The sequence below is a fragment of the Neorhizobium huautlense genome, assembly GCF_030811685.1.
Taxonomy (GTDB): domain Bacteria; phylum Pseudomonadota; class Alphaproteobacteria; order Rhizobiales; family Rhizobiaceae; genus Neorhizobium; species Neorhizobium huautlense_A.
This window is the reverse complement of sequence record NZ_JAUSRF010000003.1, coordinates 272,301-294,313: the sequence shown is the minus strand read 5'-3', so window position 1 is coordinate 294,313 and position 22,013 is coordinate 272,301. Positions and strand designations below refer to the sequence as shown.

Genomic DNA, 22,013 nt, shown 5'->3' with positions numbered 1-22,013 from the left:
CCTTATCGCGACAGACGGAAACATCCTGCGTCAACGAATTGCTGAACGCAACCTTTGCGACCGGCAACCATGCCATTGAAAAAGCCGCCGGATTTACTGAGCGCTGCCCTGCCCAGCCTGCGCAATCAACGCATCCATGCGCGTCTGTGCGCGGGGTGGGAGCTTGATGGATGCGTAAGTCTCCGGCACGGTCGCTTCCCCCACCTTGATCATCATCACCATGCCCATGCCGATATGCGGCGAGCATTTGATGCCGTAGAAACCGACCTGATCAAACGTGGTTTCGAACTGCTCGTTGATCTTGCTTTTGAACCCTTCAGCACCCTCCGGGATCATCTCGTCAATGGTCGCGGCATTGTGGCTCTTGTGGGTGGGAACGAACACAACCTTGTCGCCGGGCTGGATTTCCAGATAATCCGGCTCGAATACCATCGGTCCCTTTTCACCGCGGTTCAGCATCTTGACCTCGAATGTCTCGGCCAAGGCACTGCCGGCGAATGCGAACAGGACAAGCGATGCAAGAAGGGCGGAAAAGGTTTTCATCATGTCAAATCGTCCTTTCTGGAAATAACGCGCTTGCGACCGTTTGGCCGGAATCGGACATGGCAGACGCCATCCTCGTCAGGCGCAACAATTGCATCCACGCCGAATACCGAGCTGATCATGTCAGACGTCAGCACTTGCTCTGGCGCACCGATGGCCGAAAGCCGGCCATGGTCCATGATCGCGATACGATCGCAGAACATGGCCGCGTGGTTGAGATCGTGCAGCGCCGCAACGACCGTCAGGTCCTGCCGGCGGACCAGATCGAGCAGGTCGATCTGGTGGCCGATATCGAGGTGGTTGGTGGGTTCATCGAGCAGGAGCACCTGCGGCTGCTGCGCCAGCGCCCGGCCGATATGCAGCCGCTGCCTTTCGCCGCCGGAAAGATGGTGCCAATGACGCTCGGCCTTGTCGACCATATCGACATTTTCGAGCGCGCCATCAACGATCGCATCGTCCTCCACCGACCAGCCGGACAGGGGCCCGAGATAAGGCGTGCGCCCGAGCTCGACAGCCTGACGGGCGGTGATGCGCTCCGCCGTTTCCGCCTGTTGCTCCACGAAAGCCAGTTTTCGCGCAACCTCGCGGCTGCCGATGGAGCGGATGGGCTGACCACCCATCAACACCTGCCCGGAAAGCGGCTTGCGAATGCCCGCCAGCATGGAAAGAAGCGTGCTTTTGCCCGAGCCGTTCGGGCCGATAATGCCGAGAAATTCGCCCGGTGCGACATCGAAGGAGACATCCCGGACGATATCCAGACTGCCGGCCGACCAGCAGAGGTTTTGAGCGGAAAGCTTCATGGCCGCGCCCTCTTCTGCCCGAGAATGAAGGCAAAGGCGGGTGCTCCGAACAGGGCGGTAATGACGCCGATCGGTAGAACCTGACCGGCGATGATGGTGCGTGACAGGATATCGGCAATGATCATGAACACGGCGCCGACCAGCGCCGTCACCGGCAGCAGGCGTCCGTGCCGGACACCGACGATCAGGCGTGCCGCATGGGGAATGACAAGGCCGACAAATCCGATGGAGCCGACCAGCGACACCATGGCCGCCGTCATGGCCGCCGCCGTGCAGATCAGGATGATCTGAACCCGGCGCACGCGAATGCCGAGCGAGGCCGCCGCCTGATTGCCGAAGGCAAAGGCATCGAGCGCGCGCACATGCCAGAGGCAGACAAGCAGACCGACAATGGTGACCGGCAGTGCCAGACCGACATCCGGCCAGCGCACGCCGGAAAGGTTGCCGAGCAGCCAGAACATGATGCCGCGCGCCTGTTCCGCCGTCGCCGATTTTGTGACGATGAAGGAGGTGATGGCATTGAACATCTGAGAGCCGGCAACGCCCGCAAGAATGATGGCATTGCTGCCGCTGCCGGCCCGCATGGCCAGCAAGCTGACGAGAACGAAGGCAGCGAGCGCACCCGCCAATGCGCCCATCGGCATGGTCAAGAGACCGGCACCCAGACCGAGAAGTGCGACCGCAACCGCACCGGTGGAAGCACCGGCTGAAATGCCCAGAATATAAGGATCGGCCAGCGGATTGCGCAGCAATGATTGCAGAACCGCACCCGCCAGGGCCAGCGATGCACCACAGCAGGCCGCGACAACGGCACGGCTGAGGCGATAACTCCAGACAATACCCTCATCCAGTGGTTCCAGCGGAAAGCCGGCATTGAACAACCGGTTGGCAATGGTTTTTGCGACCACATCGAAAGGAATGGCAGTTTCGCCGATCGCCGCGCCGGCAATCAGCGCGACGATGAGGAGAACAAGCGCCGTGATTGCGGCACCCGTCCCTCCGATTTTTGATGGAATGCGTTTCACGATAACCGCTTTATTTCGCCAGACCGGCAGCGGCGATGGCATCTGCCAGAACTTCCAGTCCTTCGATCGTGCGGATGGTCGGGTTCATGGCCTGTGCATCCATGTCGAAGACGTGACCTTCCTTGACGGCCGGCATCAGGCTGGCGACCGGATCTTCCTTGAGGAACTTGTGCTTGACGGCGACATCATCCGCCTGGAAGCGCCGACGATCCATCTTGCCGGCGATGATCATGGTCGGGTTGGCCTTGGCAATGGTTTCCCAACCAACCGTCGGCCACTCCTCGTCGCTTTCGATGACATTCTTGATGCCGAGCGCGGACATGATGTAACCCGGCGCACCGTGACGGCCGGCAACATAAGGATCGATATCCATTTCCGCGCTCGAGAACCAGAAGACGGCAGATAGCTTGCCTTCGGCGGATGCGATCTTCTTTCGCGCCGCTTCTTCTCGCGTCTTCAGGTCGGCAACGACTTCCTCGCCGCGATCCTGAACATTGTAGATTGCAGCCAGATCGCGGATTTCCTGATAGATCAGTTCCATCGAAAAGACGCCAGTGCGCACGCCATCGCCACCGCCGGAATTGTCCTTGCCGACGCAATCGGCCGGCGAAGTATAGACAGGTACGCCAAGCTCGGCGAACTGGGCCGGTGTTCCAACCACGCCTTCCGGGCCGATCTGCCACTGGAACTGTGTCGTCACCAGATCCGGCTTCTTGCCGATCACCGCTTCGAAACTCGGGTCGTTGTCGGCAAGGCGTTCGACCCTGGCATTGGTTTCCTCAAACCCTTTCAGAACCGGGCTGACCCAGAGCGCGGTGCCGACAACCTTGTCCGAAAGGCCGAGCAGATAAAGCACTTCGGTGACGCTCTGGCCGACGGACACGGTGCGCGACGGGGCCCGCTTGAAAGTCAGATCAAGGCCGCAATTCTTGATCGTCAGCGGATATTGGGTTTCGGCAGCGACGGCTGCGGTGGGCAAGGGAAGGCTGAAAATCGCGGATGCCAACAGGCCCGCGCAAGCCGAAAGGCGCGTGAGGTGGAACATGGTCTCTCCTAGAAGGGCACAATCAATGGAAAACAGCGGGACGCATCAGCGCGTCTGTCGCCAAAAGACAGCCGATATCGACGGACAAGGGATAAAGACCATGGAGTGCGCAAAAGCGCGGATAAATGTCATAACGTGATCCTCTTCCGGGCATCCCCGCCCGTAACGATAGCTCTCTGCTTGACGGCAGGTCTCCTGGCTCACGAACATGCTGTTCATCGGCCTTCCCATGCCGGTGAGGACACAGTGGCCAGATACCCGAAGGGCATCTCGAGGATGAACGGTGATCCGCTTACAGTTGCGGGGGCAGCCACGGCATTGGTCCTCATCAGGTCCGCACCGTATTCCCTATTAATTCCATTGCTTTCACGCTCTGGAAACCGTCGACGCTGACATAAGCGGCCGAAGTGCTTGCCGTCAATGCGAATAATGTATGTTATGTAATATCATTACATGTCAAGCGATGATGAGCGCCATCAACCGACATTGATGGAGGACAGCATGGTGGAGCGGGCGGTATGCAGATGCACCCGGCAGCTTTCCCGCGCCCTGGCAGGATCGCCGCTCTTCAGCCCGTCGATATAGGCGAGATGCTCGGCCAAAGCCCGATGATTGCGGTCCACCTCGTCCTTCTTGTTCCACTGATAGTGATAGTGGAAAATGACCGACATCACGCCCTGGATATTGCCGAGAAACCGGTTGGGGACGGCGCTATCGACAAGCTTGTGGAAACGGTGGTCGAGATCGGAAAATTCGCGGTTACGCCGATCGAAATCGGCGAGAAACGCCTGATGTTCCTCTTCCAGCAATGATAACTCGGCCCAAAGCGGATCGTCTTTCGGCAGCGCCACAAAACGATCGACGGCGCGAAATTCGATCAGCTCGCGCATGTCGAAAAGCTCGGCGACAAAATCGACAGTTAGCCCGAGCGTGCGCCAGCGCCCGTTGCTCTGCCGTTCCAGCAGGCCGAAATGGCTGAACTTGTTGAGGCAATCGCGGATGGCCGAGGTCGACACCCCGAACTGGCGGGCGAGATCAAGCCCGTTGATCACATGGCCGGGGCTGCAATCCGGCCCCACCAGCCAGGCCATGAATTTTCGCTCCACCATATCGGCCAGCGGCTCCAGATCGGCATCGGCGAGATAATCGCTGCGTTTCGGCAGGCGCAATTGGCTCTTGGCCCGCCCGTCGATGGTGATGATCTGCCGCATGGCCAGCGCCGAAAGCACGGCACGCACCGTGGTGCGGCTGATACCGAGTGTGGCCGCCATGGCCGGTTCCGATGGCAGAGGCGCACCCTCCCCCGCTCCGGCCAGCATATCGAGGGCCTGATTGTAGCTGCGCTTGAAAAGAGCGTTTGTTTTCATGACCGGGAGAGCGCCTTGAAACGACATTTGGCAGAAGCTGTTTTTTATGGCTGCTCTTTTTATATAAAAAACAAATTGCCTGCAAGGCGATTGTCTTTTATCCCAAAAGAACAGTTTTGACGCATGTTACGGGAGAGGAAGACATGCCACGCGGATTGTGCTGCCTGCTGCCTGCCAAACCTCAACCGGTCATTATTTCAAACAGTTATCAGACCAGGGCGGAGCATCCATGACCGGCATCATTTTACAGTTCGGCACCAGCCGTTTTCTCCAGGCGCATGCGGATTTTTTCCTGCATGAGGCAAGGCAGGAAGGGCAGAATGTTCTGCCGGTCATCATCGTGCAGACATCGGGATCGGCCGAGCGCGCCGGGCGGCTGGCCGCCTTTGCCGATCCAGCCGGTTTTCCAGTCATCATCCGGGGCCTGGAAGACGGCCAACCCATCGAGCGCACCGTTGCGGTGAAAAGCGTCGAGCGCGGCCTGTCGGTTGCCGGCAACTGGACGGAAGTCGTCGATCTGTTCTGCGAGCAGGCAGAATACGTGCTCTCCAATACCGGTGATTCCGGCTATGACATTTCTTCCGAAGCCAACGGCGCCGACCTGGACATTCTGTCGCCACGCCCGTCCTTCCCCGGCAAGCTTGCCCAGCTTCTTTTCGCCCGTTTCCAGAGAACCGCAAAGCCGCTCACGGTTCTCCCTTGCGAACTCATCAACGGCAACGGCCCGCTGCTGAAAGGCATCATCCGCGACCTTGCCCAGAAGAGCGGAGCGGATGCCGCTTTCCTGACATGGCTGGAAGAAAAGGTCATCTTCGCCAACACATTGGTGGACCGTATCGTTTCCGAACCGATCGAGACGGTTGGCGCGGTTGCGGAACCATATGCGCTCTGGGCCGTCGAACGCGCGCCGGGCCTCATCATGCCCTGCACACATCCATCGATCGTGCTCACCGACAAGCTTGAACCGTTCGAGCGACTGAAACTGCACATCCTCAATCTCGGCCATACCACGCTTGCCGATATCTGGCTGAAGGAAGGCCGGCCGAAAGGCGAAACGGTGAAGGAAATCCTTGCCGACCCGGCCATCCGCCAGCGGCTGGATGCCGTCTATCGTGATGAAGTCGTTCCCGGCTTTGCGGCCCACGGCATGGGTGAAGAAGCAAAAGCCTATGTCGAAACAACGATGGGCCGTTTCCTCAATCCCTATCTCGAACACCGCATCGCCGATATCGCCGGCAATCACGCCCTGAAGATCGAGCGACGCATCAAAGCCTTTCTCGACTGGGCGGGCACGCCCGCTCCGACCCTTGAAGCCATCGTCCACGCCACCGACAGGAAATCCGCATGAAGGCACTCGTCTGCGATGAACCCGGCCACCTCTCCGTCGTCTCGCGCCCGGAACCGGTGCGTGGAGAAAACGAGGTCAAGGTCCGCATCCGCCACATCGGCATTTGCGGCACGGATTTTCACATCTTTGCCGGCAAACATCCCTTTCTCGACTATCCTCGGGTCATGGGCCATGAATTGTCGGGAACGGTCGAAGAGGCACCGGCGGATAGCAGGCTGAAGACAGGCGATCCGGTCTATATCGTGCCTTACCTTTCCTGCGGCACCTGCAAGGCCTGCCGCAAGGGGCTGTCCAATGCCTGCTGCAATATTCAGGTTCTGGGCGTGCACAAGGACGGCGGCATGGCGGAATATCTCTGCGTGCCGGAACAGAATGTTGTCCCGACCGGCAATATTCCGCTCGCCGATGCGGCGATGATCGAGTTTCTGGCGATCGGCGCCCACGGCGTCAAACGCGGCATGATCACCTCTGAAGATCGTGTGCTCGTGACCGGTTCGGGGCCGATCGGCATGTCGGCGATCATTTTTGCCAAGGCGCGCGGCGCGCATGTGACCGTCATGGACACGCGCGAGGACCGGCTGAAATTCGCCGTCGATCAGCTTGGCGCGGATGCTACGATCTTTGCCGATGAAAATGCCGAGGCGGAAGCCGAACGCCAGACCGGCGGCGATTGGTTTGACGTTGTTATCGATGCCACAGGCAATGCCGTCCCGATGCAGCGCGGCTTTGGTTTTCTTAGCCATGGCGCGCGTTACGTGCTTTTGTCGGTCGTGCGGCAGGACATCACCTTTTCCGACCCGGAATTTCACAAGCGCGAGGCGACATTGATTGCCAGCCGCAACGCCCAGCCTGACGATTTTGCCGAAGTGGTTCGGCAGATCGAGGCCGGCAAGGTGCCGACCCGCGCGCTCAACACCCATACCGGACGCCTGGAAGATGGCGTTTCGCTTTTCGCCGATTGGTCGAAGCCGGAAGCCGGCGTGATCAAGGCGATATTGGAGATCTGACATGACAGTGAAAAAGACGCTGCGCCTCAACCCGCAGGACAATGTGGTGGTGGCTACCGCCGATCTGCCCACAGGCACGCCGATCGAGGGCGATGTCGTGGCCGTTGCGCGCGTGCCACGCAGCCACAAGGTATCGACCCGCCCCATCACCAAGGGCGAACCGATCCGCAAATTCGGCCAGATCATCGGGTTCGCCTCCACCGACATCAATCCCGGCGAATGGGTGCACGAAAAGAACGTTACCATGGGCGAGGATTTTGAGCGTGATTACGCTTTCGCCGCCGAAGCGAAACCGAAGGAAGTGCTTCTGCCCGGTGAAACACCAGCCTTTTTCCAGGGTTTTCGCCGCGCAGATGGCCGCGCCGGCACCCGCAATTTCATCGGCATCCTGTCGTCGGTAAACTGTTCCGCCACGGCGGTGGACTACATCGCCGAAGAAATCAACCGCTCCGGCATTCTGGACGATTACCCGGATATCGACGGTATCGTCGCCCTGCCCCACAGCCAGGGCTGCGGCATGGCCAACAAGGGCGAAGCCTTCGACGTGCTGTCGCGCACCCAATGGGGTTACGCCAGCCATCCGAATTTTGCAGCGACGCTACTGGTCGGCCTCGGCTGCGAGGTGTTTCAGATCCCGCGCATGAAGGAAACCTACCAGATTGCCGAGGGCGAACACTTTCAGTCGCTGACCATTCAGGAAACAGGCGGCACGCGCAAGGCAGTCGAGGCGGGTGTGGCAAAGATCAAGGAAATGCTACCCTTCGTCGCCCGCTCGCGCCGCGAACCGATTTCTGCATCGGAACTCTCGCTCGCGCTGCAATGCGGCGGCTCCGACGGCTACTCCGGTCTCACTGCCAACCCGGCGCTCGGTGTTGCCGCCGACATGCTAGTACGCCAGGGCGGCACGGCAATCCTTTCGGAAACGCCTGAAATCTACGGCGCCGAACACCTGCTGACCCGCCGCGCTGAAAGCGTCGAGGTCGGCCAGAAGATCGTCGATCTCATCGCATGGTGGGACGAATACACGACCCGTAATGGCGGCGAGATGAACAACAACCCCTCGCCCGGCAACAAGGCAGGCGGCCTCACCACCATTCTGGAAAAATCGCTCGGCGCCGTTGCCAAGGGCGGCAATTCCACTCTGCGCGGAGTCTACCGCTACGCCGAACGCATCGACCGCAAGGGGTTTGTCTATATGGACACGCCCGGTTACGACCCGGTGGCGGCCACCGGCCAGGTCGCCGGCGGCGCCAACATCCTCTGTTTCACCACCGGTCGCGGCTCCGCTTACGGTGGCAAGCCGGTACCATCGATCAAGCTCGCCACCAATAACGAGCTTTACGCCCGCATGACCGAGGACATGGACATCAATTGCGGTGATGTCATCGACGGTGTGAGCCTCGAAGACAAGGGCCGCGAGATTTTCGAGGTCATCCTCGACGTCGCCTCCGGCAAGAAGTCAAAATCGGAACTGCTGGGGTATGGCCGCCACGAATTCGTGCCATGGCAGATCGGCGCGGTGATGTGATTGCCGATGGGCCGTCGCTTTGTGGCGGCCCTCCGCCAGACGTCAAGGCACTGTTTCCAGATCTGTCTGCCGAAACTCGTCATGTGTGGCGAGTATCGGCACCTCATAGTATTTGGCACAGGCATAATGCAGGCAATCGCCAAGGTTTAGCCGGTTCGCGCCGCGCCCGAACTTATCAGCAGCCATAAGCACCAGACTCGTTGCCGTTTTCGCCGGCGGCAGATCACGTAGATCAATCCCCCGCTCTTTGAGAAAAGCCATCAGGAACGGCTCTATCTGTGAAACGGGTTGATTGAATTTGTCTGGCCGCGCCAAGGCCAAGGCGGCTTCAAGTACAGCGACCGCCGAAGTGATCGGCGCCTTTGCCGCGATCAACGCTTCCGAAATACGCTGAGCCTCCTGCTCATTGGATGCCAAGGCAATGATCGCGCAGGCATCCACATACATCAGCCTTCATCCCACATGCCGTCGAAAACGGATTTCGGCAAAGGTTTCGTAGCTTGCTCGGAAAGCGTGATACCGAATTTTTCTCTCAGCCGCTCAGCTGTTTCAATTGGCGTCTCGGCTTTGCGGCGCCGTTCGATCGCCTCCGTCATCGCGATCACGATGGCGTCGGTGATGCTGACATCCGCCATTTTCGCAAATTCGCGCGTCAATGCATCAGCTTCGCTGTTGTTGACATTAATAGGCAAAGCCACCTCCATGTAGATGAGCCGCAAGATCAATGTAGATCTTGCGACCACCAATGGCAATTGCGACCTACAAAAGCCCCCGCGCTGCCAGATTGCGCATCAGCGCGCCGACGCCAAATGTCCAGGGCGGGCAATCGGCGCAACGGGCCATGCGATTGACCAGACGGCCGAGTTCCGGCGCGCTGATTTCCACCCGGTCGCCCACTTCGTGGGTAAAACCCTGGCCGGGACCTCGGCGATCCTTGACCGGCGCGAACATCGTGCCGAGGAAAATCACCGCGCCATCGGGATATTGATGGTTGGGATTGAGCAACTGGCCCGCTAGGTCGGCGGGATCACGGCTGATGGCGTTCATGCGGCTGACGCCGTCCATGACAAAACCATCCTCGCCGGTCACTTTCAGCGAGACTTCGAGATTGCGCACCGTATCGAGCGTAAATGTCTCATCGAACAGGCGGATGAACGGGCCGATCGAGCAAGAGGCGTTGTTGTCCTTGGCCTTGCCGAGCAACAGTGCGGAGCGTCCCTCGATATCACGCAGGTTGACGTCATTGCCGAGTGTCGCGCCGACGATCGTGCCATCGGAACGGATGGCCAGCACCACCTCAGGCTCCGGGTTGTTCCATTCCGATTTCGGATGCAGACCGGCGAGAGCACCAGAACCGACGGACGACATCGGCTGCGCCTTGGTAAAAATCTCCGCATCCGGGCCGATGCCCACTTCAAGATATTGCGACCATAGTTTCATCTCGGTCAGCAGTGCCTTCACCTCGGCAGCCTTCTCCGACCCCGGCACAAGACCGGTGAGCTTTTCGCCCAGAACCGGCGCAAGGCGCTCGCGAACATTGGCGGCTTCGGCCGGATTGCCGCGCGTAAATTCCTCGATCACCCGTTCCAGCATCGAACCGGCAAAGGTGACACCCGCCGCCTTCACCGCCTGCAGGTCCACCGGCGCCAGAAGCGCGCCAAGACTGCCATCGAGAAAGTTTTCGAGCGCGCCGATCACCGGACCGCTTTCGTTCACCAGACGCGCGGCGATACCGTCGATTTCCAGCAGCGCGCTGGAGGTCGAGGCAATGGCCGAAATATCGTGCAACTGGCCGTCGCGATACAGAACCGGCAACGGGCCGCCGGCAGTTTTTGACCAGACACGGCCGATCAGAATCGCTTTGTCGGCATCTTTTGGCAGTATGGTTTCAGCCGAAAGTTTCAGAGCCAGAATATCGTTCGTCATCCCAAAATCCTCAAGCAGCCTTCGGACGGCCGAATGTGTAATCGGCAATCGATTGCGGTTTCATCTCGATCGAAAAACCGGGCGTCGATGGCGGCATGTAGGCGGCGTCCTTGATCACGCAGGGATCGACGAAATGTTCGTGCAGATGGTCGACATATTCGATCACCCTGCCCTCCTTGGTGCCCGATACAGCGATATAATCGATCATCGACAGGTGCTGCACGTATTCGCACAGGCCGACGCCACCGGCATGTGGCCATACCGCCTTGCCGAATTTGGCGGCGATCAGCAGCACGGCCAGAACCTCGTTCAACCCACCCATGCGGCAGGCATCGATCTGCACGATATCGATCGCACCTTCGGCGATGAACTGCTTGAACATGATGCGGTTCTGGCACATTTCGCCGGTCGCCACCTTCACCGGCGCGATCGCCTCGCGGATCTTCTTGTGACCCGCCACATCATCCGGGCTGGTCGGCTCCTCGATGAAGAAGGGCTTTGCGAAGGCCAGCGCGTTGACCCAGTCGATGGCTTGATCGACATCCCAGACCTGATTGGCATCGATCATCATGTAACGATCCGGACCGATCACCTCCCTGCAAATGGTCAGGCGGCGGATATCGTCTTCGAGATCACGCCCCACCTTCATCTTCACATGATTAAAACCGGCATCGACCGCTTCTTGCGCGAGACGACGCAGCTTGTCATCCGGGTAACCCAACCAGCCGGCCGAGGTCGTGTAGCAGGCATAGCCTTCCTTCTCCAGCGTCTCAATCCGTTCCGCCTTGCCGCTCTCGGCCTTGCGCAGGATTTCGATCGCCTCGTCGCGGGTCAGTGCATCGGTGAGGTAACGGTAATCGACGATATCGGCGATCTCTTCCGGTGACATGGTGGAGACGAATTTCCACACCGGCATGCCCGCTTCCTTGGCGAGCGCATCCCAGAGTGCATTGACGACGGCGCCGGTCGCGAGGTGCATTGCCCCCTTGTCCGGCCCGATCCAGCGCAGCTGACTGTCACCCGTCAGGTGCCGCCAGAATTTGCCGGGGGCGGCGCGCATTTCGGACAGATCCTTGCCGACGACGAGATGCCGCATGGCTTCGATCGCCATGCAGCAAATGTCGTTGCCGCGACCGATCGTAAAAGTCAGGCCGTGGCCGGAAATGCCTTCGCGATCGGTTTCGAGAATGACATAGGCCGCCGAATAATCCGGATCCGGGTTCATGGCGTCCGATCCGTCCAGACTTTGAGAGGTCGGGAAACGCAGGTCGAAAACGCGGAGATTGGTTATACGGGTCATGAGGCGGCCTCGTCTGTCAGAATGATAGGTTTTTTGCTGGTTCAGCGGTCGGCGACAAAAGTCTGTTTCTGGGTGCCGAGACCTTCGATGCCGAGTTCGACGACATCGCCGTCCTTCAGGTAACGCGGCGGCTTCAGGCCCATGCCGACGCCTGGAGGCGTGCCGGTGGAGATGACATCGCCCGGATGCAGTGACATGAACTGCGACAGGTAGGACACGAGGAAGGCAACGCCATAAACCATGGTCTTCGACGAACCGTCCTGCTGCTGTTCGCCGTTCACCTTCAGCCACATGCCGAGGTTCTGCGGGTCCGGCACTTCATCCTTGGTCACCAGCCATGGGCCCATCGGGCCAAAAGTGTCGCAGGATTTGCCCTTGGTCCACTGGCCGGAACGCTCCGTCTGGAAGGCGCGTTCGGACACGTCGTTGGTGACGCAATAACCGGCCACATAATCCAGCGCTTCGGCTTCCGTCACATATTTTGCAGTCTTGCCGATGACGACGGCGAGCTCGACTTCCCAGTCGGTCTTCTCAGAGCCGCGCGGGATCAGAACATTGTCATTGGGGCCGACGATGGCGGAAGACGCCTTCATGAAGATGATCGGCTCCGGCGGCACGGTCGCGCCGGTTTCTGCGGCGTGGTCGGAATAGTTGAGGCCGATGCAGATGAATTTGCCGGTGCCGGCAACGCAGGGGCCGAGACGCGGATCACCGTCCACCAGCGGCAGGCTTTTTGCATCGATCGCACCAAGCTTTGCCAGTGCATCGGGCGCAAGGGCTGCGCCGGAAAGATCGGCAACATGGGCGGAAAGATCGCGGATCTTGCCATCGGCATCGAGAATGGCGGGCTTTTCGGCACCGGGTGCGCCGTAACGGAGAAACTTCATGTCATCATTCCTTTCAGTACAAAGTCGGCATTCGCTAGAAAATCAGATACCCCAGCCGCCGTCGATACCGACGGCCTGTCCGGTCGTGTAGGTCGCACCTGCAAGATAGACGGCGAGATCGGCAATCTCTTCCGGTGTGCCGAGGCGACCCATCGGCTGGCGGGCGATGAAGGCAGCGCGCGCTTCCTCGTAATTGCCCTGCGCGCGCATGCGGCTTTCCAGAGACGGGCTTTCCACCGTGCCGGGGCAAATGGCATTGCAACGGATGCCCTGCGCCACGTAATCGGCAGCGACGGATTTGGTGAGCCCGATCACGGCTGCCTTGGTGATGCCGTAGGCGGCACGGTTCGGCACACCCTTGGAGCTGGAAGCGATCGAGGCCATGTTGATGATCGTGCCGTCGCCGCGCTCCAGCATGCCGGGCAGTACCGCCTTGATGGTGCGCACCATGGCGCGAACGTTGAGATCGAAGGCGAAATCGAGATCGCTGTCCGGCATATCCAGAACAGAACCGGCATGCACGAAGCCTGCGCAATTAAAGAGAACATCGACGGCGCCGATCTTTTCGAAGAATGCCGCAACAGTGGCAGCGTCGAGCACGTCGAGATGCGCCGTCTGGATATTGGCCTCGCCATCGAGCGTTGAAAGCGCCGCATTATTGATATCCGTCGCCCAGACCGTTGCACCCGCAGCGGCAAAAGCCAGCGCGCTGGCGCGGCCGATACCCTGGCCTGCGGCGGTCACCACGACGGTTTTTCCTTCAATTTTCCCGGTCATTTCGTCATCCTTATCAATCGAGGTGAAATACGTTTTCCATCATGGCCCACCATTCACCCTCTTTGCGGGTTTCGAACGGTTTCTGGCAGGGAATGCAGAACGACCACCATTCCTGGTTCTTTTCGCTCGCCGCCATCTTTGCCATGTCGGCCTCAAAATCCGTGCCGTGATATTCCCAGTAACCGAACAGCAGGTTTTCCGGCTCTTTCAGAAAAATCGTGTAATTCTTGATGTTGCAGCTCGAAATCAGTGCCAGAATTTCCGGCCACACAGTGGCGTGCAATTCCTTGTAGGTCTCGACCTTGCCCGGCTGCACGCCGATGACCATTCCCATTCTCTGCATTCGAAAAAGTCCTCACAATCGATAGAAACGGCGGGCATTACCGCCAAAGACGGCGTCGTGATCGGCTTTCGGCACGATCTCGCGGCATTGCGCGAACCAGCTGCCGTAACAGCCTGCCAGAAGCAGGACCGGCCAATCGCTGCCCCAGATCACGCGTTCCGAGCCGAACAGTTCCAGAATGGTCTCGATATATGGCCGCAGCGCCCGCGGATCCTGATCGCCCGCCTCGGTCAGAAGGCCGGAAAGCTTGCAGGACACATTGTCCAGTTCCGCCAGCCGCAGCATCGCGTGGCGCCAATCTGTAAAATGTCCGCTGGCGATGCGCGGCTTGGCACCGTGATCGATCACGATCGGCAGGCTCGGATGGCGGCGGGCAAAGGCATGAAGCGCCGACAAATGCGGCTCCAGAACCAGTGCATCTAACACCAGATGGTTGGCTATCATCGCCTCGACGGCCGGTTCGAGTGTCGGATCGTCGATCCAGTTTTCGTCGGCAATATCCTGCAGCATAGGTCGCAGGCCCTTCAGCTTTTTCGCCTTCGCAAGGTCTGCGATCACGTCCGGCGCATCGGCAGCCTTCATATCCACCCAGCCGACCACACCGAGAATGAAATCGTTCTCTTGCGCCAGACCCAGCATGAAACGCGTGTCTTCGACGCTCGGCATCGATTGCACCAGAACCGTACCGGTCACGCCCACCTTTTTGATCTCCGGCAGGAAATCGGTTGGCAGGAAGTCGCGATAGATCGCTTCCAGATCCGGCGGAGGCCAGCCGCCACTGCGATCCTTCAGCAGCCAGAAATGCTGGTGCGCGTCGATGACCATGGTGTCATGCTCCCTCGATCGGCGCATCGGCGGAAATCACGCCCTTTTCCTTCAACCGCGTCCAGAAGGAGGCCGGAATGCCCTGCTCGAACCAGCCGACATTGGCCTTCATCTGCTCGCCATTGCGTGCGCCTGAAACGACGGTGACGACGGCCGGATGCAGGATGGGGAATGCCAGCGCCGCCGCCTGCATGGAAACACCTTCGGCCTCGCAGGCCGCTTCTATCTCGTTGACGCGGGCGAGAATATCGGCAGGCGCCTCGGCATAATTGAACTTCTTGTTGCCGGCGAGCAGGCCGGAATTGAAGGCACCGGCGACAACGATGCCGACACCTTCGCGCTGGCAACGGTCGAGCAGGCCGAGACTTTCATGTTCCAGCAGCGTGTAACGCCCGGCGAGCATGGAAACATCGATATCGAATTCATCCATGGCCTCGGACACCGCCTGCCACTCGTTGACGCCGAGACCGACAGCCTTCACCAGCCCACTCGACCGCAACTCACCCAGCGCCTTGAAACCACCGCCCCTGGTCAGTTGGTCCCAGTAATGCTGGTGCCGGTCGCCATGGGTGGCGCGGCCGATATCGTGGACATAAAGAATATCCGGCGCAAACACGCCGAGCCGCTGACGGCTCGCCTCGAACGAGCGCATGATCGCATCATAGCTGTAATCATAGGTCGGGCGGAAAGGCAGCGGCGCCACATAGGCATCCTCTTCCGCTCCAACAGTCTCGTCCGGCACCATGATGCGACCGACCTTGGTGCTGAGAAGGTAATTCGTGCGCTCATGATCGGTGAGCATCGTGCCGAGGCGGCGTTCCGAACGCGTGTAGCCGTAGAACGGTGCCGTATCGAAATAACGGATGCCCGCCTCCCAGGCGGCATCGAAGGCGGAGAGCGATTCGGCATAGCTGGTCAGCCGGTAAAGATTACCCATCTGGGCGCAGCCCAGGCCCATCAACGTAAACGAGACATCGCGGTTGCGCAGCTTGCGCCTGTCGGAAACCTTCATCTTCTCAAATCCTGCTCGTCATGCCCGATCACGGTGGAATGAGACGCGCGGACCACAAGCCCGCGCGTCAAAAATCTGGCTCAGTAAAGAACGTTCTTGGCTTCCGGCTTGTCTATATTGTCCTTGGTGACGACAACGACGCCGGTATCGATTGTCTTCTCGACCTTCTGCTTGTCGAGGATCTGCAAGAGGGCTTCGACACCCTTTTCACCCATCTGGTAGGACCCCTGCACGACGGTCGCATGCAGCGTGCCGTCCTTGACGAATTCCTGCAGATCCTGATTGCCGTCGAAACCGATGGCGACAACCTTGCCCGCCTTGCCCGCCTGCTTGATGGCGCGGCCCATGCCGATTGCGGTCGGCTCATTGGCGCCGAAAATGCCCTTGAGATCGCTGTTGGCGGCCAAAACGTCGGTGGTCTGGTTGAGCGCCGTCGCCATCTGCGACTGCGAATAATACGGACCGACGATTTCCAGCTTGGAATTTGCCTTGATGTAATCGGTAAAGCCGCCGACACGGCCTATTTCGGAGCCTGCACCGGCGACATAGGACATGACGGCGATCTTGCCTGTCGTGCCGACCTTGTCGATCATCGCCTGCGCCGCCAGTTCACCGGCCTTGCGATTATCGGTGGCGAGGAAGGACTGGTAATATTTGTCCGCACCATCGGCCAGTTGGCTGTCGATGATGACGACCGGAATGCGGGCTTCCCAAGCCTTTTTCACGGCAGGCACGAGCGCATCCGGATCGGACGGAGCCAGCAGGATCGCGCCGACCTTACGGTTGACGGCGTTTTCCACCATGTTGACCTCATCGGCGATGGCGGATTCAGCCGCCGGGCCCTGAAAAGTCATGGTGTGTTTACCCTTGGCGGTGGCAATCGCCGCATCCGCACCCTTCTGGACATTCTGCCAGAAGGTGGAATTGACGGTCTTCACGATGACGGCGATTTCGGCCGCAGACGCGCCGGTGGCACCGGCAAAGGCGATGGCAGAGGCCATCAGGGCAATCGTCAGTTTACGCATGTTTCATCCTCCTCTTATGTTCCGGCCCTGCCGGGGCCGTTGCGGGGGAAGGCTCCCTCCTTCCCGTGCGGCATTTCCGAGAGCGGCAAACCGCTCCGTCTTCCTCAACGGCGGTTGCGCAACTGGTCGATCCACACGGTGACCAGAATGACGAGGCCGATGATGATCTGCTGGGTGAAGGCGGAGACGCCGTTCATGTTGAGGCCGTTGCGCAGGATGCCGATCACGAAGGCACCGATGACCGTGCCGGAAATCGTGCCCACGCCGCCGATCAGCGATGTGCCGCCGATGACGGCGCTGGCAATCGCATCGAGTTCATAGGCCACGCCTTCGTTCGGCTGGGCGGTGACGAGGCGCGACATCAGCACGCAGCCGGTGAGGCCCGCCAGCGTCCCGGACACCACATAGGTAAACACCGTCACGCGCGAAACGTTGACGCCGGAAAGACGTGCGGCATCGGCATTCGAACCGACTGCATAAATATATCGTCCAAGCACCGTGCGGTTCAGAACGAAGGCAGCACCGATGCCGATGACAATCATCAGCACGACCGGATAGGGAATGCCGGGAAAGGTCACCACCGGAAAGCCCATGTCGTCGATGCTTTCGATGCGAAACAGCGAACCGTTGCCCAATTCGCCAAAGCTCTCGCCGAGACCGGACACGGCGCGCGCGCCGGTAATCTGCAAGGCGACACCACGGGCGATCAGCATCATGCCGAGCGTGGCAATGAAGGGCGGCAGCCGCAATTGCGTGATGATCAGGCCGTTGATCAGGCCACAGGCCGAACCGGTCAGAATGCCGAGCAACATGCCGATCCAGATCGGCATGTTCAACTCCTTTACCGCAAGGGCTGCAACGACACCGGCCAGCGCCAGCACCGAACCGACCGACAGATCGATGCCGCCAGTGATGATGACATAGGTCGCGCCAATGCCGAGAAGCGCAATCGACGTCACCTGCAAGGCAATCGTCATGCCATTGCCGACCGTCATGAAGGCGCTGCTGGTCGCCGAAAAGATCGCGGCCAGCACGACAAGACTGCCGAGTGCTGCAAATTTCTGGATAATGTCCTTCTGGCGTTCGCTGAGGCGACGCCCCTTTGCTTGGGGCTGTGGCTGAGATTGCGGCTGCGCCGGCTTTTCAGTGGTCATATCGGCCAAAACGCATCTCCCTAGTCCGCACGCCGGCCACTGCCGGATGCGTAATGCATGATTTCTTCCTGATTGGTGTCGCGCGTGGTGAGCGTCGCGGTGATGCGGCCGCCATGAAACACGGCGACGCGATCCGACATGCCGAGCACTTCCGGCAGTTCCGAGCTGATCAGCACGATGCCGATGCCGTTTGCGGCAAGCTCATCCATGATCTGGTAGATCGCGAATTTCGCGCCGACATCGATACCGCGTGTCGGCTCATCGAAAAACATGATGCGCGGCTCGCGAAACAGCCATTTGCCGATGATGATCTTTTGCTGGTTGCCGCCCGAAAGCAGCCGCACCGGCTGGCTGAGGCCGGGCGTGCGGATATTGAGCAAATCGACGTAACGCTGGCTCGCCTCGCGGTGTTTTCTGCGATCGATGACACCTGCCGAATTGCTCACCGCCGGCATGCGCGCCATCACCAGATTGGCATCCACCGGCATTTTCACCGCCAGCCCCTGCGCCTTGCGGTCTTCGGAGAGATAGGCAATACCGGCTTCGATGGCGCTGCGCGGATCGGTAATCTTGAGCGTATCACCATCGAGCATGATCGTGCCGGCATCCAGCGGATCGGCACCAAAAATGACACGCGCCACTTCCGTACGGCCCGCCCCCATCAGCCCCGCAAAGCCCAAAATTTCACCGCGACGGATCTCGAAATTCACATCGGAAAACACACCCGCCCGTGTCAAACCGGAAACGGAGAAGATGACATCCTGTCCCGGTACGCGCGTAGGCTCGGGAAACTTGTCCTCCAGCGAGCGGCCGACCATACGGGCAACAATATCGTCGAGGGTGAGGTCGGCAAATTCGTCGGTGGAAATATAGCGGCCATCGCGCAGCACCGTGACCCGGTCGACAATCTCCGCCATCTCGTCGAGACGGTGCGAGATATAGATGATGCCGGTGCCCTGCCGCTTCAGGTCGCGGATGACGTTGAAGAGAAGCTGCGCCTCCTGCTCGGTCAGTGAGGAGGTCGGTTCGTCCATGATCAGCACGGTCGCATCCAATGACAGCGCCTTGGCGATCTCAACCATCTGGCACTGCGCGACGGACAGCGTGCGAACCTGCACATTCGGGTCGATATCGACGCCGAGACGATCAAGGCACCGTTTTGCATCGGCAAACAGTTTTTTTCGATCGACCAGCCAGCCGCGGCGCGGCTCGCGCGCCAGATAGATGTTTTCCGCCACCGTCAGGTGCGGCACGAGATTGAGTTCCTGATGGATGATGGCAATGCCGGCGGCTTCCGACTGTAAGGTCGAAGCGAACTGCACCGGTTCGCCCTTGAAGGTGATCGACCCCTCGTTCGGCTGGTAGACACCACTGATGATCTTCATCAGCGTCGATTTGCCGGCACCGTTTTCGCCACAGACCGCATGCACCTCGCCGGCGCGCAGATCGAAGCTGACGCCGGACAGCGCCTTCACGCCCGGAAATTCCTTCGAGACATTGTCGAGCTTCAGCAGAACCGGCCGCGCATCGATCGTGTCTGCCGTTGCCGGCATTCCTCCCATCGCGATCTCCTCCTCGCGCAAAAGCCTCCCGAGCTTTCGATGGGCAAACTAGGCCGTGAAAATAATATTGGTCAAGCCAATTATTCCACGCCGGCTTGCATTTTCCCAATTTTGGTCATCTATTCAATTTCAGACCGTATTTTCCGATGATTGGCCAGACCACGATGACCGATGCACGCCGCCTCTACCAGCAGATCGCCGATCAGGTGCGCCAATTGATCGTCAACGGCCAATATCCGCCCGGCTCGCGCCTGCCGGCCGAGCGTGAACTGGCGCAGCAACTGGGTGTTTCGCGCCCTTCACTGCGCGAGGCACTGATCGCTCTGGAAATCGACGGCACGATCGAGATCCGCATGGGATCCGGGGTCTACGTGCTCAATGCGGCCAAGCCGTCGACAGCCGGTCGTTCGCTTGGTGAAAGCCCGACAGAACTGATGCAGGCCCGCGCGGTCATCGAAAGCGCGGTCATCGTGCAGGCCACAGCGACGATGCCCGAAGCGACGTTGAAAACACTGCGGGATATTCTGACGGCAATGCGTGACGAGATCACGCAGGGGCGCAAACCGCTGGAGCAGGATCGCCAGTTTCATCTGGTGATTGCCGAAAGTGTCGGCAATTCGGTGCTTCATGAAATCGTCGCCAGCCTGTTCGATGAAAGGCACAGCCCGATGTCGGACCACATGCGCGGCCGTTTCGAAACCCCGGAGACATGGCAATTCGCGCTCAGCGAGCACGAGGCCATTCTGGCAGCACTGGAGATGAAAGATCCGCTTGCCGCACAGGTTGCCATGCATGCGCATCTGATGGCATCAAGCCGCCGCTGGGTGGAAAACTGATCGATCAGCCGGCGGCCGACCTGTTGCTGCCGACGCGTGACAACAGCACGACCGGCAGAATGGCGATGGCAACGATGGCAAGGGCCGCGATGGCCGCCTCCTCATAGGTGCCACGCGCCGCCTCGCCATAAAGATGGGTGGCGAAGGTTTCCACATTGAGCGGACGCAAGAGCAGCGTTGCCGGCAATTCCTTGACGCAATCCACAAAGACCAGAAGTGCGGCCGCCGAGATGGCCGTTTTCGAAAGCGGCAGGTGCACGTGGCGAAACGTGCCGGAAACCGATTGCCCGAGCGTGCGCGAAGCATGATCCAGCGAGTGCGGAATGCGCGAAAGACCGGCCTCGATTCCACCGGCCGAGATGGCCAGGAACCGCACCGTGAGCGCATAAACCACGGCAGCGCCGGACCCCATGAACAAGAGACCGGTGGAGACACCGAACCAGTCGAGTGCCGTGCGATCAATGAACCGGTCGAGACCGGCAAGCACGATCAACACGCCGATCGCAACGACGGTGCCGGGTGCGGCATAACCCATGCTCGACAGCCGCAGCAGCGTGGCGGATTTCCTGCCGGGCCGTATGCGGGCCGCATAGGCGATGACGAGGCCGAGAAGGATTGTGATGACCGTCGCCACCGTGGCGATGACGATCGTGTTCACCGCTTCATCCAGAATGCGCGGCGAAAGACCGGCAAAACGATAACGTTTCCACGCTTCCGTGACGAGGTAGATGGCCGGCGCCACGAAGCCGAGAAGAAGGGGAAGGCAGCCAAGCGCAAGGAAAACAAGCCCTTTGGTCGTAGCCACCTTCTGTGGCGTTAGCCCCCTGCTGCGGCGGGCGTCCGTGGCATATCGCTGTTTGCGCCGCGCCCAGCGCTCGATCCCGACAAGCGCCACCACGATCAGCAGCAGGGCCAGAGCGATCTGGGAAGCTCCCGGCAGATCGGTGCGGGTAATCCATGTCGTGTAGATCGACACGGTCATGGTCCGCACGCCGAGAAATTCGGCCGCGCCGACGTCGTTCAGCGTCTCCATCAGCGCCAGCGCCACACCGATCGCCACCGCCGGGCGCGCCAGCGGCAGCCCGACACGCCAGAACACGGCGCGACGGGACACGCCCAATGTGCGAGCGGCATCGATGAGATTGCCGGACTGGGTGAGAAACATCGCCCGCGTCGGAATATAGACGTAAGGGTAAAGCACGAAACCAAGCAGAAAAATGCAGCCGGTCATGGAGCGGACATCCGGCAACCGAAACTGTCGCGGACTTTCATACCCCAGCATCCAGCGGATCGCCCCCTGCACCGAACCGATCGGGTGCAGGATATCGAGATAGGCATAGGCGATGATATAGGTCGGCACGGCAAGCGGCAGCAGCAGCGCCCATTCGAGCACCCGCCGACCGGGAAAATCATAAGCCGTCACCATCCATGCGGTCGTGGTGCCAAGGACGGCGGTCACGACGCCGACACCGACAAGAAGGATCACCGTATCGACCATGGCCACCGGCAGGATGGTGGAAAACAGATGCGCCCAGAGACCGGTTGAGCCCTTCATCGCCTCCAGTACAAGCCCGAGCACGGGGAGGCTGACCATCAACGCCGCAAGAGCAGCCAGCAGCAGCCAGGTTCGGCCGGAACGAAGGCCGCGCCTCGCGTTCACCGGAGTGGCGACCGGTTGGCCGGAGTGTATCACAATGTTCACT

The 22,013-nt window shown here is 59.9% G+C and carries 22 protein-coding genes and 1 riboswitch; of the genes, 4 read left to right on the top strand and 18 right to left on the bottom strand.

Features of this window, described 5'->3' with window-relative positions:
- Positions 1–93: 93 nt before the first annotated feature.
- The 5 genes from J2T09_RS06065 to J2T09_RS06045 form a co-directional block, all read right to left on the bottom strand.
- Complete coding sequence (locus J2T09_RS06065) at positions 94–546, bottom strand: pseudoazurin (protein ID WP_306832213.1); 453 nt, start codon at positions 544–546, stop codon at positions 94–96.
- Positions 543–1,343, bottom strand: a complete 801-nt coding sequence (locus J2T09_RS06060; protein ID WP_306832211.1) for an ABC transporter ATP-binding protein — start codon at positions 1,341–1,343, stop codon at positions 543–545. The genes J2T09_RS06065 and J2T09_RS06060 overlap by 4 nt, the downstream gene beginning before the upstream one ends.
- Positions 1,340–2,410: a FecCD family ABC transporter permease gene (locus tag J2T09_RS06055; protein ID WP_373458383.1), complete on the bottom strand. Its 1,071-nt coding sequence runs from the start codon at positions 2,408–2,410 to the stop codon at positions 1,340–1,342. The genes J2T09_RS06060 and J2T09_RS06055 overlap by 4 nt, the downstream gene beginning before the upstream one ends.
- Complete coding sequence (locus tag J2T09_RS06050; protein WP_306832207.1) at positions 2,379–3,413, bottom strand: ABC transporter substrate-binding protein; 1,035 nt, start codon at positions 3,411–3,413, stop codon at positions 2,379–2,381. Before J2T09_RS06050 ends, J2T09_RS06055 begins: the two co-directional genes overlap by 32 nt.
- Before the next feature lie 168 nt (positions 3,414–3,581).
- Positions 3,582–3,813: riboswitch (cobalamin riboswitch) on the bottom strand.
- A 76-nt stretch (positions 3,814–3,889) separates the two neighbouring features.
- Positions 3,890–4,780: a GntR family transcriptional regulator gene (locus J2T09_RS06045; protein ID WP_306832205.1), complete on the bottom strand. Its 891-nt coding sequence runs from the start codon at positions 4,778–4,780 to the stop codon at positions 3,890–3,892.
- Positions 4,781–5,009: 229 nt separating this feature from the next.
- Between J2T09_RS06045 and J2T09_RS06040 the strand changes: the two genes are divergently transcribed.
- The 3 genes from J2T09_RS06040 to J2T09_RS06030 are packed head-to-tail and all read left to right on the top strand — an operon-like array spanning position 5,010 to position 8,663.
- The gene (locus J2T09_RS06040; RefSeq protein ID WP_306832203.1) at positions 5,010–6,128 is read left to right on the top strand and encodes a mannitol dehydrogenase family protein; all 1,119 of its coding nucleotides are present in this window, start codon (positions 5,010–5,012) and stop codon (positions 6,126–6,128) included.
- Complete coding sequence (locus tag J2T09_RS06035; RefSeq protein ID WP_306832201.1) at positions 6,125–7,135, top strand: zinc-binding alcohol dehydrogenase family protein; 1,011 nt, start codon at positions 6,125–6,127, stop codon at positions 7,133–7,135. Before J2T09_RS06040 ends, J2T09_RS06035 begins: the two co-directional genes overlap by 4 nt.
- Position 7,136: 1 nt before the next feature.
- Complete coding sequence (locus tag J2T09_RS06030; protein WP_306832199.1) at positions 7,137–8,663, top strand: UxaA family hydrolase; 1,527 nt, start codon at positions 7,137–7,139, stop codon at positions 8,661–8,663.
- Between the two features lie 42 nt (positions 8,664–8,705).
- Here the strand turns inward: J2T09_RS06030 and J2T09_RS06025 are convergent, their stop codons facing one another.
- From J2T09_RS06025 to J2T09_RS05970, 12 genes are all read right to left on the bottom strand, one after another.
- Positions 8,706–9,110 carry a type II toxin-antitoxin system VapC family toxin gene (locus tag J2T09_RS06025; RefSeq protein ID WP_306832197.1) on the bottom strand — a complete coding sequence of 135 codons (405 nt, stop codon included), beginning with the start codon at positions 9,108–9,110 and terminating at the stop codon, positions 8,706–8,708.
- The gene (locus tag J2T09_RS06020; protein WP_373458382.1) at positions 9,110–9,382 is read right to left on the bottom strand and encodes a type II toxin-antitoxin system VapB family antitoxin; all 273 of its coding nucleotides are present in this window, start codon (positions 9,380–9,382) and stop codon (positions 9,110–9,112) included. The genes J2T09_RS06025 and J2T09_RS06020 overlap by 1 nt, the downstream gene beginning before the upstream one ends.
- 40 nt (positions 9,383–9,422) lie before the next feature.
- Complete coding sequence (locus J2T09_RS06015) at positions 9,423–10,589, bottom strand: fumarylacetoacetate hydrolase family protein (RefSeq protein WP_306832195.1); 1,167 nt, start codon at positions 10,587–10,589, stop codon at positions 9,423–9,425.
- Positions 10,590–10,599: 10 nt separating this feature from the next.
- The gene (locus J2T09_RS06010; protein ID WP_306832192.1) at positions 10,600–11,889 is read right to left on the bottom strand and encodes an L-fuconate dehydratase; all 1,290 of its coding nucleotides are present in this window, start codon (positions 11,887–11,889) and stop codon (positions 10,600–10,602) included.
- Positions 11,890–11,930: 41 nt separating this feature from the next.
- The gene (locus tag J2T09_RS06005) at positions 11,931–12,776 is read right to left on the bottom strand and encodes a fumarylacetoacetate hydrolase family protein (protein WP_306832190.1); all 846 of its coding nucleotides are present in this window, start codon (positions 12,774–12,776) and stop codon (positions 11,931–11,933) included.
- 42 nt (positions 12,777–12,818) lie between these two features.
- On the bottom strand, positions 12,819–13,553 hold the full coding sequence (locus tag J2T09_RS06000) for an SDR family oxidoreductase (RefSeq protein WP_306832188.1): 735 nt from the start codon (positions 13,551–13,553) through the stop codon (positions 12,819–12,821).
- A gap of 13 nt (positions 13,554–13,566) precedes the next feature.
- The gene (locus J2T09_RS05995) at positions 13,567–13,896 is read right to left on the bottom strand and encodes an L-rhamnose mutarotase (RefSeq protein ID WP_306832186.1); all 330 of its coding nucleotides are present in this window, start codon (positions 13,894–13,896) and stop codon (positions 13,567–13,569) included.
- A gap of 12 nt (positions 13,897–13,908) precedes the next feature.
- Positions 13,909–14,721 (bottom strand): amidohydrolase family protein, encoded by an 813-nt coding sequence (locus J2T09_RS05990; RefSeq protein WP_306832184.1) that lies wholly within the window; start codon positions 14,719–14,721, stop codon positions 13,909–13,911.
- Between the two features lie 4 nt (positions 14,722–14,725).
- Complete coding sequence (locus J2T09_RS05985) at positions 14,726–15,733, bottom strand: aldo/keto reductase (RefSeq protein WP_306832182.1); 1,008 nt, start codon at positions 15,731–15,733, stop codon at positions 14,726–14,728.
- A gap of 80 nt (positions 15,734–15,813) precedes the next feature.
- On the bottom strand, positions 15,814–16,758 hold the full coding sequence (locus tag J2T09_RS05980) for an ABC transporter substrate-binding protein (RefSeq protein WP_306832180.1): 945 nt from the start codon (positions 16,756–16,758) through the stop codon (positions 15,814–15,816).
- Between the two features lie 104 nt (positions 16,759–16,862).
- Positions 16,863–17,921, bottom strand: coding sequence for an ABC transporter permease (locus J2T09_RS05975; RefSeq protein WP_306832178.1), 1,059 nt, complete (start codon positions 17,919–17,921; stop codon positions 16,863–16,865).
- Positions 17,922–17,932: 11 nt separating this feature from the next.
- Entirely contained in the window at positions 17,933–19,474 is a 1,542-nt protein-coding gene (locus tag J2T09_RS05970; RefSeq protein ID WP_373458381.1) for a sugar ABC transporter ATP-binding protein, read from the bottom strand.
- A 146-nt stretch (positions 19,475–19,620) separates the two neighbouring features.
- Here J2T09_RS05970 and J2T09_RS05965 point away from each other — a divergent pair, with 146 nt between their 5' ends.
- Positions 19,621–20,310, top strand: a complete 690-nt coding sequence (locus J2T09_RS05965; protein WP_306832176.1) for a FadR/GntR family transcriptional regulator — start codon at positions 19,621–19,623, stop codon at positions 20,308–20,310.
- 4 nt (positions 20,311–20,314) lie between these two features.
- Here the strand turns inward: J2T09_RS05965 and J2T09_RS05960 are convergent, their stop codons facing one another.
- Positions 20,315–21,904, bottom strand: a complete 1,590-nt coding sequence (locus J2T09_RS05960) for an ABC transporter permease (protein WP_306832449.1) — start codon at positions 21,902–21,904, stop codon at positions 20,315–20,317.
- Positions 21,905–22,013: the final 109 nt, after the last annotated feature.